The 17,414-nt window shown below is 63.0% G+C and carries 15 protein-coding genes; 8 read left to right on the top strand and 7 right to left on the bottom strand.

The window, feature by feature from the left end; translation table 11 throughout:
• The first annotated feature begins 119 nt into the window (after positions 1–119).
• The 5 genes from BT108_RS03595 (at position 120) to BT108_RS03575 (ending at position 6,416) form a co-directional block, all read left to right on the top strand.
• Entirely contained in the window at positions 120–2,246 is a 2,127-nt protein-coding gene (locus tag BT108_RS03595; protein WP_072293190.1) for a TonB family protein, read from the top strand.
• A gap of 11 nt (positions 2,247–2,257) precedes the next feature.
• The gene (locus BT108_RS03590) at positions 2,258–2,581 is read left to right on the top strand and encodes a hypothetical protein (protein WP_072293189.1); all 324 of its coding nucleotides are present in this window, start codon (positions 2,258–2,260) and stop codon (positions 2,579–2,581) included.
• A 10-nt stretch (positions 2,582–2,591) separates the two neighbouring features.
• Positions 2,592–3,779: an exonuclease/endonuclease/phosphatase family protein gene (locus tag BT108_RS03585; protein ID WP_143142384.1), complete on the top strand. Its 1,188-nt coding sequence runs from the start codon at positions 2,592–2,594 to the stop codon at positions 3,777–3,779.
• A 345-nt stretch (positions 3,780–4,124) separates the two neighbouring features.
• Positions 4,125–4,367, top strand: coding sequence for a hypothetical protein (locus tag BT108_RS03580; RefSeq protein WP_072293187.1), 243 nt, complete (start codon positions 4,125–4,127; stop codon positions 4,365–4,367).
• A 210-nt stretch (positions 4,368–4,577) separates the two neighbouring features.
• The gene (locus tag BT108_RS03575) at positions 4,578–6,416 is read left to right on the top strand and encodes a S9 family peptidase (protein ID WP_072293186.1); all 1,839 of its coding nucleotides are present in this window, start codon (positions 4,578–4,580) and stop codon (positions 6,414–6,416) included.
• A 22-nt stretch (positions 6,417–6,438) separates the two neighbouring features.
• Here the strand turns inward: BT108_RS03575 and BT108_RS03570 are convergent, their stop codons facing one another.
• From BT108_RS03570 to BT108_RS03560, 3 genes are read right to left on the bottom strand one after another with little or no spacing between them, the layout of a single operon-like run.
• Positions 6,439–7,215 (bottom strand): hypothetical protein, encoded by a 777-nt coding sequence (locus tag BT108_RS03570; RefSeq protein ID WP_072293185.1) that lies wholly within the window; start codon positions 7,213–7,215, stop codon positions 6,439–6,441.
• Positions 7,216–7,225: 10 nt separating this feature from the next.
• Positions 7,226–7,627 (bottom strand): ExbD/TolR family protein, encoded by a 402-nt coding sequence (locus BT108_RS03565; protein ID WP_072293184.1) that lies wholly within the window; start codon positions 7,625–7,627, stop codon positions 7,226–7,228.
• 2 nt (positions 7,628–7,629) lie between these two features.
• Positions 7,630–8,262 carry a MotA/TolQ/ExbB proton channel family protein gene (locus BT108_RS03560; protein WP_072293183.1) on the bottom strand — a complete coding sequence of 211 codons (633 nt, stop codon included), beginning with the start codon at positions 8,260–8,262 and terminating at the stop codon, positions 7,630–7,632.
• Positions 8,263–8,800: 538 nt separating this feature from the next.
• On the opposite strand from BT108_RS03560, the gene BT108_RS03555 reads away from it, so the two are divergent.
• Together BT108_RS03555 and pbpG are read left to right on the top strand one after the other, a co-directional pair.
• A complete protein-coding gene (locus BT108_RS03555; RefSeq protein WP_072293182.1) occupies positions 8,801–10,657 on the top strand; it encodes a putative bifunctional diguanylate cyclase/phosphodiesterase in 1,857 nt (618 codons plus the stop codon).
• A 142-nt stretch (positions 10,658–10,799) separates the two neighbouring features.
• Positions 10,800–11,636, top strand: a complete 837-nt coding sequence (gene pbpG, locus BT108_RS03550) for a D-alanyl-D-alanine endopeptidase (protein WP_072293181.1) — start codon at positions 10,800–10,802, stop codon at positions 11,634–11,636.
• Between the two features lie 94 nt (positions 11,637–11,730).
• Here the strand turns inward: pbpG and BT108_RS03545 are convergent, their stop codons facing one another.
• Together BT108_RS03545 and glnA are read right to left on the bottom strand one after the other, a co-directional pair.
• The gene (locus tag BT108_RS03545; protein ID WP_255369596.1) at positions 11,731–12,369 is read right to left on the bottom strand and encodes a tetratricopeptide repeat protein; all 639 of its coding nucleotides are present in this window, start codon (positions 12,367–12,369) and stop codon (positions 11,731–11,733) included.
• Positions 12,370–12,428: 59 nt separating this feature from the next.
• Positions 12,429–13,838: a type I glutamate--ammonia ligase gene (gene glnA / locus BT108_RS03540; RefSeq protein WP_072293179.1), complete on the bottom strand. Its 1,410-nt coding sequence runs from the start codon at positions 13,836–13,838 to the stop codon at positions 12,429–12,431.
• Positions 13,839–14,076: 238 nt separating this feature from the next.
• On the opposite strand from glnA, the gene BT108_RS03535 reads away from it, so the two are divergent.
• Complete coding sequence (locus BT108_RS03535; protein ID WP_072293178.1) at positions 14,077–14,529, top strand: rhodanese-like domain-containing protein; 453 nt, start codon at positions 14,077–14,079, stop codon at positions 14,527–14,529.
• Between the two features lie 39 nt (positions 14,530–14,568).
• Here BT108_RS03535 and BT108_RS03530 read toward each other — a convergent pair whose 3' ends face one another.
• Together BT108_RS03530 and thiC are read right to left on the bottom strand one after the other, a co-directional pair.
• On the bottom strand, positions 14,569–15,393 hold the full coding sequence (locus BT108_RS03530) for an undecaprenyl-diphosphate phosphatase (RefSeq protein ID WP_072293177.1): 825 nt from the start codon (positions 15,391–15,393) through the stop codon (positions 14,569–14,571).
• Positions 15,394–15,489: 96 nt separating this feature from the next.
• Positions 15,490–17,397: a phosphomethylpyrimidine synthase ThiC gene (gene thiC, locus BT108_RS03525; RefSeq protein ID WP_072293176.1), complete on the bottom strand. Its 1,908-nt coding sequence runs from the start codon at positions 17,395–17,397 to the stop codon at positions 15,490–15,492.
• Positions 17,398–17,414 lie beyond the last annotated feature (17 nt).

Below are 17,414 nucleotides of genomic sequence, written 5' to 3'. Positions count from 1 at the left end.
AACTGAAGTATAAAATAGGGTCGAATCCCGTCCGCGATCGAGGTGTCCATCCGTTCCAACCTGCGGATGCATGGCGGCTCTCGACGGCTGCGGCGGTCCCCGGACGATACGCGCATTCCATGGATCGATACAACAACAACCGTGCGAAGCGCCGCACGAGACCCGTCCTGGCTCTCCTGGCACTGGCCGCCTTGATTGCCGCCTCGCCGCTGCGGGCGCAGCAGAACGAGAGCGAAATCCAGGCCTATAGCGAGGAGTTCGACGAACTGTACGGCGAGCGGCGCTTCAGCGAGGCCGAGACCGCGGCCAGACGGGCGTTGGCGGCGGTCGAGCAGCGCCACGGGGCGTTCCACCCCGGCACCGCCGACATGCTCGACCATCTCGCCAAGGCGCTCACGGTTCAGGGATGGTATGTGCAGGCCCTGCCGCTGCGGGAGCGCGCACTGGAAATCCGGGAAGCGGCGTACGGCACGGATCACCGCGACGTGGTGCTGGGCCTGGCCGACGTTGCCATGATCCATTGGACGCGCGGACGCCAGCAGGAGGCCGAGGCATTGCTGCGGCGCGCCCTGGCGATCGGCGAGCGTGTCTATGGCCCGGATCATCCCGCCATCGCCATGATCCTCGAGAATCTGGGAGTGGTTCGTATCGAACAGGATGCGCATGAGGAAGGAGAATTCTTGACGCGGCGTGCCCTGGCGATACGGAGGGAAAAATCCCGCCATTTCGGGCACGATCGCCTGGGCATGGCCACGAGCCTGAACAATCTGGCCGCATCGCATGACATCCAGGGCCGTCCCGCGCAGGCACAACCACTGTACGAGGAAGCGCTGGCACTGATCGAAGCGTCTCCCCTGGATACCGATCCGTCGCTGACCGTGATTCTGGAGAATCTTGCCAGGACACACATCACCACCGGCCAGCCTGTGAAGGCGGAAGCACTGATCCAGCGCTCACTGGCGCTCGGTGAAAAAACACCGGCCACCAATCCTCTCATGCTTGCCATGAGCTTGAACCGTCTGGGAGAATTGCGCCGTTTCCAGGGCAACGATCGGCAGGCTGAGCAGGCTTTTGTGCGCGCCTTGGAACTTCTGGAAAAAATGAAGGGCACGAACTGGCCGCTCACCGCGCGGATCGCCAGAAATCTGGCCGGACTGTACAGAGCCGCTCATCGGGAGCAGGCCGCTGCGGATGTCGAAGCCCGTACAGGCCTGAAGGGATCGAGTCTACCCGACCCACTACCGAATCAGCCCTCGCCCCCTTCGCTGCTCCCGGCACGGGACGATCTCGGCAAGGTCGAGGCAATCTCTCAAAAAGTGTCGGAATATCCCAGGAGCCTGCAAACCAGGAATGGCGGCAAAGTAATGGTCAAATTCCGGGTCACGCGCGAAGGAGAGGTGCGCAATCCCGTCATCATGGAGTCCGTGCATCCTGCATTGGAGCAGAGCGTGGTGAAGGATGTGCTGGGATGGCGCTTCAAGCCCTTGTTGACAGTTGCGGGCAAGCCCGTGACATTGGAGGTATATCAGCCGTTCAGATTCCATCTGGACTACGGTGATCATGAGGATGAAACGGCCCCGTTTGTCCTGTCCGGCAGCATGAAAACGCTACCCCCGGAATTCCAGTACGACACGCCTCCTGTCATCAAGATGGTGGCGCTGGCTGTCTATCCCTTCGATCTGCTGGACCAGGGAATCTCGGGCTCCGCCAGGGTATCTGTCCTGATCGATCCGGAAGGGGCGATACGGGAAACGAAAGTACTCCAGGCGACCCATCCGGAATTCGGCCTGGCGGCCCAGGCGATGATGGCTTCCTGGACATTCGCTCCTGCCACGAAGGAAGGCCGCCCTACCTGGGCAATCCTGGCCAAGGAACATAGATTCAATCGCAGCCACCGGGATACGGAAGTCATCCTCGAAGCGTACGCCCGGATGAAGAGTGCGGACAAACGATCGGACATCCACGCCCTCTCCGCGCTGGACCATCCGCCCCGGGCGCTCTATGCGCCGCATCCCGCCTACCCCTACCACCTGAGGCGCAAGGGCATCACCGGAACCGTCCTGGCCGAATTCTACATCGACGAAGACGGCGCCGTGCAGCTCCCGCGGCTGGTGGAAGCCGCCAACCCGGAGCTGGGCTGGGCCGCGCTCACGGCGCTGTCGCGCTGGCGCTTCGAACCGCCCCTGCGCGGCGGCAGGCCGGTCATGGCGCGCACCCGGATACCCCTGGAATTTTCGCTCGAGTGAGGAAAGCATTAATGAGAAACATCGCCGTCGTTGCGGGCCTCGCCCTGCTCCTGCTGGCTGGCTGCGCGGGTACGCCCCCCTATGAGCATACCTCGACCCGGCTGGCTGACGGCACCACCCGCCACGTCCTGCGCACCAGCTTCAGGCCCTGCCAGTCCAGCCGCGACTGGGCGGTGCGGACCTTGACTCAGGGTGCCGACGAACTCTGTCCCTCGGGATATACGCTCGTGGACGAGCAGACGCCCGTCACCCTGGATCCCCTGGGGGAAGGACCGCCGGAAAAAATCCTGTCGTGGGAGATCCGGTGCAGGGACGCAGGGCGTCCCCGTCCCTGAGCATCCGCCGTTGCCGCATAGCCCGCCCCCTCCTCGCTTCCGCCGTCTGCTCCCCATGCTGGCGCTGCTGTCCGGCCTTCCGGCGGTGGGGCTGGCACGGGAAACGGCGCCGGTCGGCATCGCCACCTTCAACATGGCATGGGCGGGAACCCTCGACGACTTCAGGCGGCACGCGGAAATCTGCAGCGCACCGGAGGTGAATGGATGCGGCACCCGCAGCCGCGCCTCCTCGGCGACGCATCCGGTCTCTCCGCAGGATGCGCGGACCGAACGCTGCCGCGAGGCAACCCTGGCGGCAGCGGGCGGTTTCGAGGCGATGATCTCGGCTGCTCCGTGCGGCGCGTACGGCATCCGCAGATATCTCAGCCTGCCCGAAGCGGCCCGAAACTACCGGCTCAAGCTGGAAGGACTGCGCGCCACCGTGGAAGGCCTGATCCGCGACGAGGGTGTCCGGGTCATCGCCTTCCAGGAAATCCGGTCGCAGGCGGTCATCGACTACGTGCTGGGCGATTTCGCCAGCCGCTTCAATGCCTGTGTCGCATCCCACGAAGCCTTCCAGACGGTGGGATTCGCCTGGGAGAGATCGCTTTCGCCAGACTCCGGCGCAAATGACTGCACCCCCAATCCGGAACTGGCCATCGCATCTCCGGCACCCCCGCGCCAGGATGCCTCCCACGGCTACCGCACCCGGCCGGGACTGGCCCTGCGGCTGACCATCGGCGGCGCACCGGTGACCTTCCTCAACATCCATCTCAAGGCCGGTTGCGCCCACCCCACGGCGGGGGCGCGCGGCGACCCGCCATGGGACGAGCGCGACTCCGCCTGCGGGGCGCTCGGACGCCAGATACCCGTCCTGAGGGCATGGATCGGAGGCGTGGCCCGGAGCAGCCCCCGATTCGTCCTGCTCGGCGATTTCAACCGCCGCATAGACGAGGAACTGGCGGCGGGCGCCGCCCCCGAAAATTCCTTCTGGCGCAGGCTGGCGGACGGGCTCCCCGGCATGCGGCCGATACCGCCGACATCCTCCGCCAGGGAGTGTGGCCGCACCGCCGGCCTGGATCACATCGTCATCAGCGCGGTCCTCTGGGGATCGCAGACGCATCCGCCCGCAGTACGCAGGATCGCGACGACACAGGCGAGCGCGCAGGCCATCCCCACCAGCGATCACTGCCCCAATATCACGACCGTGGAATTATGAGCCGATTCGATCCCATTTTTCGGATCTGGCCACCCCGTAGAAAGAATAAATACGGTAAAATTGGTCAAGGGTGGGATCCTGATCGGGCAAGGTGCCGCAACGTATCGCCACCTCGACCTGGACAGCGAGACAAGGAAAAGGCAGCCCTGCCCGGATCGAAGGAGCGGTCGCGCGTCATTTGCGAGTGGACTGGGGTATATTGGCTATTCGTTCCGGGTTCAGGGACGTGCCTTCCCGACATTTCCGCCCGTCGATACCGGATACGGGGGCAAGATCGACACCACGACACTACAAGACAAGAACGACCGGTTTCAATCGATGTCTTTTAAATAGGAGAAGTCATAAATGATGAAGAAGCTGTCCGCCATTATCGGCGCTATCATGCTTACGCTGGGCTCCATGTCCGCCATGGCGGCGGGAGGCGAAGTCGATCCCAACAGAAAGCCGGACGCAAGCCCGCGGGAGATCCTGAACAGGATGGCCTGCAAGGACAAGAAGGCCGGAGAGATCGTCAGGGATCAGAGCACCAACGGCAAGCACGTCTGTCCTGAAATCAAGGATGACGACGAAGACGAGAACGAGCACTAGGCAGCGGGGATACGGATAGGCAGCATGCCGCATCCCGCCTATCCCTATTCCATCGCATCGGTATCGATCCTCGGGCTTTCCTGCCGCGGATAGCGGAGAACCCGGGGATCAGGCCCTCCCCCCGTTGCGCCCATCGCGCTGGAGCGATGCCGTGCCGGTTTCCATATTCCATCCTTTCGCGTGCCCAGACGCTATACCATTGAACAGTTCATGGCGACGACCTCCATGCTGGGCGCGTCGTTCAGCATGGATGAGCGTCGCATCCTCTTCAGCAGCAACGCCTCGGGCATCTTCAACGTCTACGCCTTGCCGTTCGACGGCGGCGACCCCCAGCCGCTGACCCGGTCGACGCTCGACAGCACGTTCTCCGTCAGCTTCTTTCCGACCGACGACCGGATACTCTTCACGCGGGATCGTGGCGGCGACGAGCACTTCCATCTGTATCTGCTGGCTCCCGGAGGCGTCGAAACCGACCTGACCCCCGGAAGCGGTCACAAGGCCCAGTTCATGGGATGGCGCGCCGACGGCAGCGCCTTCTTCGTATCCAGCAACGAGCGCGACCCGCGGTTTTTCGATATCTACCGCTATGATGCGCGCACCTGCGAGCGCATCCTGTTCTACAGGAACGAGCATGGATTCGACCTGGGGCCGATCAGTCGCGACGAACGCTGGGTGGCCCTGAACAGGAACCACACGCCCTCCGATGGCGACATCTATCTGTTCGACGTCGTCCGGGGGACGCTCAGGCACCTGACCCCGCATGCCACCCCGGTCGGCTTTCGAGCGGAAACCTTCGATCCGGCCTCCCGGAAGCTGCTCTTCCTGACCAACGAGACCGGTGAATTCAAGCGCCTGTGCAGCCTCCACCTGGAGACAGGCGACATCCGCGAGCACGAGCGCGCCGACTGGGACGTAGCCTACACCAGCTACTCCCGGGACGGCCGCTTCCGGGTGACGGGAATCAATCGCGACGGCCGCATCGCGGTCCGCATCGTGGAGGTCGACGGCGACAGGGAAAAGCCGGTGCGCGTTCCACGCCTCCCGGCTGGAGAAATCCGCGGCGTCGCCTTTTCCGCGAGCGGCACCCGCATGGCCTTCTACCTGAACAGCGACCGCGCACCCGACGACCTGTTCGTGCATGAGCTGCGAGCGGAGCGGAGCGGCGGAAGAAATCCATCCGAAAGGCCACCTGCCCGGCGGCTCACCCGGAATCTCGGTCCGGACATCGACACGGCGGATCTGGTGGAGGCCGAGGTGGTGCGCTTCCGATCGTTCGATGGCACGGTAATCCCCTCCATCTACTACAGGCCCCTCCAAGCCTCGGCCCGGGACAAGGTGCCCGCCATCGTCTACGTCCACGGCGGGCCGGGCGGCCAGACCATGCGTGGCTACAACGCCCAGTTCCAATACCTTGCGAACCATGGCTACGCCGTGCTCGGGATCAACAATCGCGGCAGCTCCGGATACGGCAAGACCTTTTTTGCCGCCGCCAACCGCAGGCATGGACGTGAACCGCTGTGGGACTGCGTCGAAGCCAGGACCTGGCTGGCCAGCCTCGGCCACGTCGACCATGAACGCATCGGCATCATGGGCGCGAGCTACGGCGGCTACATGGTGCTGGCGGCGCTGGCCTTCCGGCCCGAAGTCTTCAAGGTGGGGGTGGACATCTTCGGTGTCAGCAACTGGCTGCGGACCCTGGAAAGCATCCCGCCCTACTGGGAATCGGTGCGCAAGGCCATCTATGCCGAGATCGGCGACCCCGTGCACGACATCGACAGGCTCGTCGCCACCTCGCCGCTGTTTCATGCCAGGGAGATACGCAGACCGCTGATGGTCATTCAGGGTGTCAACGATCCCCGGGTCACCAAGGCGGAAAGCGACGGCATTGTGGAAGCCGTCAGGCAGCATGGTGTTCCGGTGGAATACCTCGTGTTCGACGACGAGGGTCACGGCTTCACGAAAAAAAAGAACCAGATCGAGGCCAACCGCCGGATACTGGCGTTTCTGGACAGACATCTCAAGGGCGGCGGTGCCGCCGCGGGCGGCTGAGCCCGGCACGCGCCCGGGGCGGCTAGAAAAACTCGCGTATCAGAAAATCCTCCAACCCCCGGGTATCCTCCATGCGCGCAGACAGGGTGACCACGCGATTGAGCCGGTATGATTCCCAGTTGAAATCCTCCTTGTGGTACTGGCGTATCAGTTCGATCATCTTCCGCACCACGGCGCGCTGGATGTCGCCATCCGGCCCGGCGACAACCTCGACCAGTTCACGCCGCGGCAGACTGCTGTCCATTCGCCATGCCTGGAAGATGAACTGGGCGGAGCGGACGCCCATCCGGGTCATGGTGAAGATCCCGCTCGTGCCGGGCTCACGCAGGTTGCGCTTGACGTTGGCCATCCTGAGCTCCTCCTCGGTGGCTTCCGGCTCGAGGTTCTTGGGTTCGTCGGGCTCATCCTCGAATATCCCCCCGGCGGTGCGGCGCTCCCTGTTTTCCTTCATGTAATCCGCAAGATCCTTGGGGGGTTGCGGGCGTGGCGCCGGCGTGCGGTGATTTGCACCCTGCTTCGCCGTGCTCCTGTCGCGCGGGACGGATTTGCCTCTGGCCTCACCCAGGCGAGGCCGGGACCGGGGTTGGGTTTTGGGCTCCTGGCGTGGCGTGACCACCGGATGTTCCGCCTTCTTTTCTTCCGGCAGCTCGATGAAGCTCGCCTGGACGGGCGGGCTCTCAATTTTTTCCTGCGGAGGCGTCAGGAAGAATCCGGCGATCCAGACGGCGACCAGCCACAGCAGGGCCGCCAACGGAAACGGCCACCAGAGTCGAATCTCCTTCGGCCTGGAATACCGCATGCCGGGCACGCTACTCGTGCTTCACCGCGATCAGGAAATGCTGCACTCCGGTGGTACGGGCGCGCAGCATCGCCTGTACCACGATACCCTGCGGCGCATCGCTGTCGGCAGACACGATCAGCTTCTGCTCCGATTCCGGAAGCAGCGGCTTCAGCGTGTCGGCCAGGGTATCCAGCGTGACGGGCGTGCGGTTGATGTGAATCTGGCCGTCCCGGGTCACCGTCAGGGTCGCGGGTGTTTTCGCGCTGAGTTTCTCGGCTTCGCCCTGGGGAAGGTTCACCTCGAGGGAATCGAGATTCTGCATGGACAAGGAGGCCAGGATGAACGTGGCCAGCAGGAAGAACATGACGTCGATCATCGGAATGATCTCGATGCGTCCCTTGCGAAACTCCCTGGATTTGCGCAGCTTCATCGCTATCGCCCCTCCTGATCCAGGCGGATGTGGTCGATCAGGCGCGTGCCCAGCCGCTCCATCTCGTCCATCGTCTGGGACTGCAGGCGGGAAAAATAGTTGAAGCCGAACAGGGCGATCAGGGCGATCACCAGGCCCACGACGGTTGCGATGAGCGCCTCGGCCACCCCTCCCGTCACCGCGGTGGGATTGACGACGCCGTCGCTCCCGATGACCTGGAATGCACGCATCATGCCGATCACCGTTCCCACCAGTCCCAGCAGCGGCGCCGCGGTGACGATCGTCTCCAGCACCCACAGGCGCTTGGCGAGCGCGGTTTCGATCAACTGGGCTTCGTCAGCCGCACGCGATTCGGTCCACCATGACGGACGATGCCTGTTGCTGATCACGACCTCGAAGAATCTCTTGTAATAGTGGCGCTCATCCAGCCCGGAAAGTATCTTCTCGAGATCGGCCCAGGCAAAACCATAGGTCTCGACCAGATTCAGAAGATCATGCGACAGGCGCGCATACCGCCAGTAGACAAAGGCCTTTTCCAGCATGATGGCAAGCGCCGCGACCGCCAGCACGGACAGCGGCACAATGATCATTCCGCCCAGCTTCAGGGCGATCCAGGCTGCCTGTAGTTCCTGCATACACGTCTCCAAACGGGGCAGAGCCTGCCCCCTGTCACTAATGCGTCGGCGCGGGCTTAAATGACCGACTCCGCCCCCGCCCGACCCCCTTCCATGCCGATGCGTGCCGGACCGGCGGATTGCCGATACGGAAATCCGCCCTCCTCGGGATGCAGCCTGTCCTGGTCACACTTGCCGGGCCATGCGCAAATCCTGCAAGCTGCCCATGACTCCTGTTTCAAGAGCCTCATGATCCCATAATCCCGAGTGCGGTGGCGGACCCGCCCGCGGCGAGATGTGCCGGTGCGTGACCGCATCCGCCCGGCGCGGCGGTGCCGCCTTCCCGTACTCCCCATTGACATTGCCACGAAACCTTGTCAAGCTCTACCTTTCAAATCTCCAGGCATCCGTGCCGCTGCGCAGGATGACGAGGATATCGCAAAATGGTCTTGCAAGCTTGACGTGGACGACGATTCGGCGATGGAGCAGGCTGCGCGCAGAGGCGGCATATCCGGCTGCGGCAGCATGAAAATATGGACGACAAGGTAATAACGATATTGTGGACAATACTACCGGGCACGAAAAGGGAGCGCTCACCAACCGGCAGCATGCAAGGCAGCAGGAGGCCATTGCCGCACTCGAGCAGCAGGCGCTCGATGATGAAGCGGTGGACACGCTGTGGGACGCGGTGGTGGGAACCGCGTCCCGTACGCTGGAAGCCTCCCATGGCAAGATCCTCCTGACATCGCCGCACGACCACGCACTGACGCTCAAGGCGGGCGTCGGCTGGCAGGATGGGTGGATCGGTCGCCACATATGCGGTGTTGGCGAAAACACGCAGAACAGACATGTGCTGATGAGCCATGAACCCGTCATCGTCGCGGATTTCCTCATGGACACGCGCTTCGCTCCCTCGGAGCTTCTCCGAATCCATGGCATACGCAGCGGTGTCAGCGTTCCCATCCTGGGGATCGACGGCCTGACCGGCGTCCTCAGCGTCTTTTCCCGTGACGCGGGCAGTTTCAATTCTGCTGCGGCCCGCTTCCTGCAAACTCTTGTCAAGGTACTCGTCGCCACGATCCATCGCAGGCAGGCCGATGAAAAACTGAGCTATCCGTCCCGGTTCGATGCCCTGACGGGACTGCCCAACCGGCGTCTGTTCATCGACCGGCTCGGACAGGCGATGGCACTGGCAAAGCACCGGCAGGCGAAAGTCGGCGTGGTATTCGCCGATCTCGACCATTTCAGGATCGTCAACGACGCCATGGGACGCGGCAACGGCGACAAGCTCCTGGTGCAGGTCGCTCAGCGCCTGCAGCAGTGCGTGCGCTCCGGTGATACCGTTGCGCGCGTGGGGGGAGATGAATTCGCATTCATCCTTTCCGGCATGGCGCAGGCCAAGGATGCCACCCTGGTGGCCGAGAAGGTGATCGCGGCCCTGTCCGTGCCGTGCGAACTGGAAGGCGAGGAGATCTATATTTCCGCCAGCCTGGGCATCAGCGTCTATCCCAGCGACTGCACGGACGTGGACGGGCTGCTCCGGAATGCCGATGCCGCGATGTTTCAGGCCAAGGAAAACGGCCCTGCGATCTATCGGTTCTATCTGCCGCAGATGAACGAGCGCGCCGTGGCACGCCTGAAGCTGGAAACCCAGTTGCGCGGTGCGCTGGCGCGGGATGAATTCGTACTGTACTACCAACCCAGGGCCAGCCTGGCGAACGGCAGCATCACCGGCTTCGAGGCCCTGCTGCGCTGGCAGCACCCGGCGCTGGGTCTGATGCCACCCCTCCAGTTCATCTCGATACTGGAGGACACCGGATTGATCGTCTCGGTGGGCGAATGGATCGTTCTGGCAGCCTGCAAGCAGATCATGAGGTGGAAGAGCCAGGGCCTGATGCCCCATCCCATCTCGGTCAATCTCTCGGCACGACAGTTCCAGCAGAGGAATCTGGGCTTCGTGATCGAAAGAACGCTCAGGGCGACCGGAATCGATCCCGCGCTGCTCGAGTTCGAATTGACCGAATCGATGCTGATGAAAGAAGCCGAAGCAGCGATCCATGCCCTGCAGGTCCTGAAGACCTTCGGGGTCAGGGTCTCGATAGACGATTTCGGCAAGGGCTATTCGAGCCTGGCCTATCTCAAGCGTTTTCCACTCGACGTGCTCAAGATCGACCGCGCATTCATCCGGGACGTCGCTTTCGATCCCGACGACGCGACCATTACGGTGGCGATGATCAAGCTTGCGCACAGCCTGGGGCTGAAGGTCGTCGCGGAAGGCGTCGAAACCAGGGATCAGCTGGATTTTCTGATAGAGAATGGCTGTGATGAAATGCAGGGCTACTATTTCTCCCGGCCCCTGCCGCTCGAAGGCGCATCCCGGGCATTGATGGAAAACCACCGGCTGGCGTTGCACTGATGGCACACTCCATGCGCAACTCGCCAAATTATCCAGGCCAGGCTCTTTTCCTCGTCCGTATTATTTGCTAACTTACCCGCCAATAGCAGACCCGGGCATACATGGGCTCATCCACCCCCAACGAGACAAAACAGCAGGCGGCATGAAAATACACATCCCTTCAATTTTCCTGGCATGTCTACTCGCATCCACCGGCGACGCCCTCGCCCAGCCGGCAGGATTGCATCTCAAGTCACAGGCCGCCTTGATCATGGACGTGCAGCATGGCCGCGTTCTTCATGCCAAGAATCCGGATACGATACTGCCGATCGCCTCCATCACCAAGCTGATGACGGCGATCGTGGTGCTGGACGCCAAGCTGCCGCTCGACGAAAGGATTAGGATAGACACTGCCGACATCGACCTGCTCAAGAATACGCGCTCGCGTCTGCACGTCGGCACCAGCCTGACCCGCCGCGAGCTGCTGCGCCTGGCGCTGATGTCTTCGGAGAACCGTGCCGCTGCGGCGCTGGGGCGCGCCTATCCCGGCGGCCGGCCCGCGTTCGTCGCGGCCATGAATGACAAGGCATTCGAGCTCGGCATGGGGAACAGCTACTTCGTCGAACCCACCGGACTGAACAGCGCGAACGTCTCCACCGCCCGCGACCTGGCCAAGCTGGTCGATGCCGCATACAGTTACGATGCCATCCGGCAATTCACGACGACTGCCGCCCATGCGGTCACGCTGGGCGATCAGGATCGCAGCCTGCAATTCATCAATTCCAACAACCTGGTGCGCAGCGGAACCTGGGACATCGGCATATCCAAGACGGGCTTCCTGAGCGAGGCCGGCCGCTGCCTGGTGATGCACGCGAAAATCACCGGCAAGCCGATCATCATCGTCCTGCTGGACTCGGTGGGCAAGAACTCCCGTATCGGCGACGCCAACCGCATCAAGAAATGGATGGAAACCGGGTTCACCCGCAAGATCCGCGGCTAGCCGGGAAGCGCCTCTCCGCTCCGGCTGAGCGGATTCCGGGCCCGGACGTGATGCGAGAGGACGTGATGCAGATCCGCCAGCAGCCTCTGGCTTCTCACTTCATGGCGTCGAGGTTGGCCTGGGCATCCGCGTTTCCGTTCGCCGCCGCCTTCTCGAACCATTCCACGGCCTTGGCGACGTCTCTCGGCATTCCTTCTCCGGCATAGTACATCACGCCCAGATTGTTCTGGGCATCGACGTTTCCCTGCTCAGCAGCCTGCCGAAACAGGTCTGCCGCCTTGACGGAATCCTTCGGTACGCCTTCGCCGTTCGCGTACATCAGCCCAAGATTGAACTGTGCGGCGGCATATCCCTGCTCGGCGGCGCGATGAAACCACGCTGCTGCGGTTTCCGGATCATTGCTCAGGATCCTGCCGGACGAATCCTTGGATATGGCCTCGCCCGTGTAGTACATCACGCCCAGCCCGGTCTGCGCCTCGGGGTCTCCGGCATCCGCATCCCTTCTCAGCTTCAGGAACTTTTCCTCGGGTGTGGCCTCATCGGGCGATGGCGGCATGATCTTGCTCAGCAGGTCGGATTTTTCCTCCGCCGTCAGCGTCTCCTCCAGAATGGAGGGAATCTCCTTCTCGGAGGTGAACTCATCATCGAGCCTGACGGATGTCTCCGCTGCGGTTCCATCCACCGGAGTCTTCTCCGCACACCCGGCCATGGCCAGGAGAACGGCCGCAACCATCCAGACCCCGGATCGGATCATCCCCTTCGGTCGCAGCTCCCGTTCCGTCATGAGCTTCTCTACAGGCTGTAGTACATGTCGAATTCCACCGGATGGGTGGTCATGCGAAAACGCGTGACCTCCTCCGCCTTGAGTTCTATGTAGGCATCGATCATGTCATTTGAAAACACCCCGCCATGCGTGAGAAAATTCCTGTCCCTGTCGAGGCAATCGAGCGCCTCGTCCAGGGAGGCGCATGGATTCGGAATATTCCGCGCTTCCTCGGGAGGCAGGTCGTACAGATTCTTGTCCATGGGATCTCCCGGATGGATCCTGTTCTGGATGCCGTCGAGTCCGGCCATCAGCAGTGCCGTGAACGCCAGGTAGGGATTCGCGGTGGGGTCGGGAAAGCGCACCTCGATACGCCGCCCCCTGGGGTTGCTGGCATGGGGAATGCGCACCGCGGCGGAACGGTTGCTGACCGAGTAGGCGAGATTGATCGGCGCCTCGAAGCCCGGAACCAGCCGCTTGTAGGAATTGGTCCCCGGGTTGGTGATGGCATTCAGGGCTTTGGCATGCCGGATGATGCCGCCGATATAGAACAGCGCCATTTCGGAAAGCCCGGCATAGCCGTTCCCGGAGAAAAGATTCTGCCCTGCCTTCCAGATCGACTGGTGCACGTGCATGCCCGATCCATTGTCGCCGACGATGGGCTTGGCCATGAAGGTCGCCGTCTTGCCGTAGGAATGGGCGACGTTGTGCACGACATACTTGAATACCTGGGTCCAGTCCGCACGCCTCACCAGGCTGCCGTACTTGGTGCCGATCTCGCACTGACCTCCTGTCGCCACCTCGTGGTGATGCACCTCCACCTCCACGCCCATTTCCTCCAGCGCCAGGCACATCGCGGAGCGGATGTCGTGCAGGGAGTCGACCGGCGGGACGGGGAAGTACCCGCCCTTCACGGGGGGACGATGCCCCGTGTTGCGGCCGTCGTATTTCTCCGCCGAGCTCCATGCGGCCTCCTCGGATTCGATCCTCACGAAACACCCGGACATATCCGCGTGCCACGTCACCGAATCGAAGATGAAGAATTCGGGCTCGGGGCCGAAATAGGCGACATCGCCGATCCCGGTCGACTTGAGATAGGCTTCGCCGCGCTTGGCCAGCGAACGGGGATCGCGGTCGTAGCCTTTGCCATCCGCGGGCTCGATCACGTCGCACGTCATGAGCAGCGTGGCTTCGTTCATGAACGGGTCCATGTGGGCGGTTTCGGGATCCGGGATCAGCAGCATGTCGGACGCCTGCACGCCCTTCCAGCCCGCAATGGAGGAACCGTCGAACGCATGACCATCCTCCAGCTTGTCCGCATCGAACGCGTGGGCGGGAAGCGTGACGTGCTGCTCCTTGCCGCGGGTATCGGTGAAACGCAGATCGACGAACTTGACATCGTTTTCCTGAATCATCCTGAGGACATCCACTCCCGCCATCGCACTCTCCAGACCATGAACCGGTTATTCGGCGCCTACGCAGGGAATGCGCGCCGATGCCGCCAAATGTCGATTATATATCAGCATGGAGCCCCGGCACGCATGTCGCCATCAAGCCACAAACAAAGATCCGGATGTCGCGCGGGCCGCGGTTTCAATCCTGATAGAATCCGGGAATCGCAGGATGCCTGCCGGGCACGTGCGATCGTATCTTCAACCATGCCTAACCGAGGTCCACATGGAAACCATTGCTGCAATACTTGATCGGGCACGACAGCGTGCCCAGGAAATGAACCTGCCGTACGAGGGTGCCTTGCTGCCGGCGGAGGCCCTGGTGCTGCTGCAGGAGACTCCCGACGCCCGGCTGGTGGACGTGCGTTCCCAGGCCGAATGGGACTGGGTCGGGCGGATTCCCGGCGCCGTCGAGATCGAATGGCAGTCCTACCCCGGCATGCGCGCCAACCCGGACTTTCTCGATCTGCTGGCCGGTCGGGCGGACAAGGCCTCCCCGGTGATGTTTCTCTGCCGCACCGGAGGCCGCTCGCACCAGGCCGCCAGCGCGGCGGCGGATGCCGGATACACCCGAAGCTACAACATCCTGGAAGGCTTCGAGGGCGACAAGGATGCGACCGGCCACCGGGGCACCGCTGGAGGCTGGAAGGCAGCCGGGCTGCCCTGGGTACAGAGCTAGCCCATACTCAGCCAGGGAGAATGCCGTTTCTCCTCCGGGTCATGCCTCCGACCACTGCACCCAGCCGAAGTGGGCGGTCGCCAGCACGAGGAGGCCGAAACCGATGCGATACCATGCGAACACGGCGAAATCATGCTGGCTGATGAATCGCAGCAACCCGCGCACCGCGATCAGCGCGCTGATGAACGAGGCCACGAACCCCGTCACGAACACGCCCGCATCGTCGAAGTGCAGGATCTCGCGATGCTTGTAGACGTCGTAGAACGTGGCGGCGAACATGATGGGAATCGCGAGGAAGAACGAGAATTCCGTGGCGGCCTTGCGCGACAGGCCGAAGAAGAGCCCCCCGATGATGGTGGCACCGGAGCGCGAGGTACCCGGTATCAGTGCCAGGCACTGGGCCAGTCCGACCTTGAGGGCATGCTTCCAGTCCATGTCTTCCACCCGGTGAACGTCTATCACGTGCCGCCTGCGCTCGGCCCAGAGGATCAGCAGGCCGCCGATGATGAACGCCATCGCCACCGGAACCGGGTGAAACAGGTACTGCTTGATCACCTTGATGAACAGCAGCCCCAGAAGCGCCGCGGGCAGGAACGCGATGAGCAGGTTGAGGGCGAAGCGGTTCGCCTCCTCGTGACTGCCGATGTCGGCGATCACCCTGCCTATCCGTGCACGGTACTCCCAGCATACGGCCAGTATCGCTCCCAGCTGGATCACGATCGCGAACACCTTCCCCTTCTCGTCGTTGAAGTCGAGCAGGTCGCTGGCCAGGATCAGGTGGCCAGTGGAAGAAATCGGCAGGAATTCGGTCAGCCCCTCGACGATGCCGAGAAGCAGAGCCTTGATGATCAGGTGCCAATCCATGGCCATCTATCCGGGCAGTGGGGCGCGGGCCCGGACAGGCGAATGCGGGGTGAAAGGCATCGGATCGGGAAGCGGGAGGATGAACGCCTGCCGATGCTATAGCCGGGTATAGATTTCGGCCCCCTGAGCGACGAACTCGAGTGCCTTCTCCTCCATGCCTCTCTCGATCGCCTGACGCTCGCCCAGACCCTGGTTGGCGGCATAGTCGCGCACGTCCTGCGTGATCTTCATGGAGCAGAAGTGGGGGCCGCACATCGAGCAGAAATGCGCCAGCTTGGCACCCTCCTGCGGCAGGGTCTCGTCATGGAACTGCCTGGCCTTGTCGGGATCGAGCCCGAGGTTGAACTGGTCGTTCCAGCGGAACTCGAAGCGCGCCTTGGACAAGGCGTTGTCCCGCACCTGGGCGCCGGGGTGGCCCTTGGCCAGATCCGCCGCGTGGGCGGCGATCTTGTAGGTGATGATGCCGTCCTTCACGTCGTCCTTGTCCGGCAGGCCGAGGTGTTCCTTGGGCGTCACGTAGCAGAGCATGGCGGTGCCGTACCAGCCGATCATGGCCGCGCCGATCGCGGAGGTGATATGGTCGTACCCGGGCGCGATGTCGGTGGTCAGCGGCCCCAGTGTATAGAAAGGCGCCTCGTCACAGTACTTGAGCTGCAGATCCATGTTCTCCTTGATGAGATGCATGGGCACATGCCCCGGCCCCTCGATCATCACCTGCACGTCGTGCTTCCATGCGATCCGGGTAAGCTCGCCCAGCGTCTCCAGTTCCGCGAACTGCGCCTCGTCATTGGCGTCGTGGATGGAGCCCGGCCGCAGGCCGTCTCCCAGCGAGAAGCTGACATCATACGCCTTCATGATCTCGCAAATCTCCTCGAAGCGGGTGTACAGGAAGCTTTCGCGGTGATGCGCCAGGCACCACTTCGCCATGATGGAGCCGCCGCGGGAGACGATACCCGTCAGGCGTCGCGCCGTCATGGGCACGTAGGCCAGCCGCACGCCCGCATGGATGGTGAAATAGTCCACGCCCTGCTCGGCCTGTTCGATCAGGGTATCGCGGAAGATCTCCCACGTCAGATCTTCCGCCTTGCCGTCGACCTTCTCCAGTGCCTGGTAGATCGGCACCGTGCCGATGGGCACGGGACTGTTGCGGATGATCCATTCCCGGGTCTCATGGATATTCTTGCCGGTGGACAGATCCATGACCGTATCCCCGCCCCAGCGTATCGCCCAGGTCATCTTCTCGACCTCTTCCTGGATGCTCGATCCCAGCGCGGAATTGCCGATGTTGGCGTTGATCTTCACCAGGAAGTTGCGCCCGATGATCATGGGCTCGGACTCGGGGTGGTTGATGTTGGCCGGAATGATGGCCCGTCCCCGCGCCACCTCGTCGCGCACGAACTCCGGCGTGATGACCCGGGGCAGGCGCGCCCCGAAATCCTGTCCAGGATGCTGCCGGGTGAGCAGTTCGCGGCGCTGGGCGTCGAAATGCTCGCAGCGCTGGTTCTCCCGTATCGCGACGTATTCCATTTCCGGCGTGACGATGCCGCGGCGGGCGTAGTGCATCTGCGTCACGTTCGCTCCCGCCTTCCCCCGCCGCGGCTGGCGCCGCAGGTTGAAGCGCATGCCTGCCAGCCGAGGATCGGCCAGGCGCTGCCTGCCGTAGACGGAGGCGGGGCCGGCAAGGGCCTCCGTATCTCCGCGCGCATCGATCCATGCCTCCCGCAGGGCCGGCAGGCCGGAGCGGATGTCGATCTTCACCGCCGGATCGGTATAGGGTCCCGACGTATCGTAGACATGGATCGGCGGATTGCGCTCCGCCCCCATGCCGGCGGGGGTGTCGGACTGGCTGATCTCCCGCATCGGCACCCGGATGTCGGCGCGCGACCCCTGCACGTAGACCTTGCGGGACTGCGGCAGCGGCTTGACCGCCCCCTCGTCGACATGGGCGTTCTGGCTCGAGAACGGAGGGGCGGCCGAAGGGGAATTGAGGGCTGGGGCATTCATGGTAGTGGTGCGCTCCT

The organism is Nitrosovibrio sp. Nv17 (assembly GCF_900119085.1).
Classification (GTDB): Bacteria; Pseudomonadota; Gammaproteobacteria; order Burkholderiales; family Nitrosomonadaceae; genus Nitrosospira.
Note: the sequence above shows the minus strand (reverse complement) of the source record. Positions and strands in the feature narration are given on the sequence as shown.

What these genes read in the sequence shown, in the direction of transcription:
- BT108_RS03535 (WP_072293178.1), top strand. Translation starts at nt 14,077, where the DNA reads ATGGAAACCATTGCTGCAATACTTGATCGGGCACGACAGCGTGCCCAG.
- pbpG (WP_072293181.1), top strand. Translation starts at nt 10,800, where the DNA reads ATGAAAATACACATCCCTTCAATTTTCCTGGCATGTCTACTCGCATCC.
- BT108_RS03575 (WP_072293186.1), top strand. Translation starts at nt 4,578, where the DNA reads ATGGCGACGACCTCCATGCTGGGCGCGTCGTTCAGCATGGATGAGCGT.
- thiC (WP_072293176.1), bottom strand. Translation starts at nt 17,397, where the DNA reads ATGAATGCCCCAGCCCTCAATTCCCCTTCGGCCGCCCCTCCGTTCTCG.
- glnA (WP_072293179.1), bottom strand. Translation starts at nt 13,838, where the DNA reads ATGGCGGGAGTGGATGTCCTCAGGATGATTCAGGAAAACGATGTCAAG.
- BT108_RS03580 (WP_072293187.1), top strand. Translation starts at nt 4,125, where the DNA reads ATGATGAAGAAGCTGTCCGCCATTATCGGCGCTATCATGCTTACGCTG.
- BT108_RS03530 (WP_072293177.1), bottom strand. Translation starts at nt 15,393, where the DNA reads ATGGATTGGCACCTGATCATCAAGGCTCTGCTTCTCGGCATCGTCGAG.
- BT108_RS03560 (WP_072293183.1), bottom strand. Translation starts at nt 8,262, where the DNA reads ATGCAGGAACTACAGGCAGCCTGGATCGCCCTGAAGCTGGGCGGAATG.
- BT108_RS03590 (WP_072293189.1), top strand. Translation starts at nt 2,258, where the DNA reads ATGAGAAACATCGCCGTCGTTGCGGGCCTCGCCCTGCTCCTGCTGGCT.
- BT108_RS03565 (WP_072293184.1), bottom strand. Translation starts at nt 7,627, where the DNA reads ATGAAGCTGCGCAAATCCAGGGAGTTTCGCAAGGGACGCATCGAGATC.
- BT108_RS03545 (WP_255369596.1), bottom strand. Translation starts at nt 12,369, where the DNA reads ATGGTTGCGGCCGTTCTCCTGGCCATGGCCGGGTGTGCGGAGAAGACT.
- BT108_RS03570 (WP_072293185.1), bottom strand. Translation starts at nt 7,215, where the DNA reads ATGCGGTATTCCAGGCCGAAGGAGATTCGACTCTGGTGGCCGTTTCCG.
- BT108_RS03595 (WP_072293190.1), top strand. Translation starts at nt 120, where the DNA reads ATGGATCGATACAACAACAACCGTGCGAAGCGCCGCACGAGACCCGTC.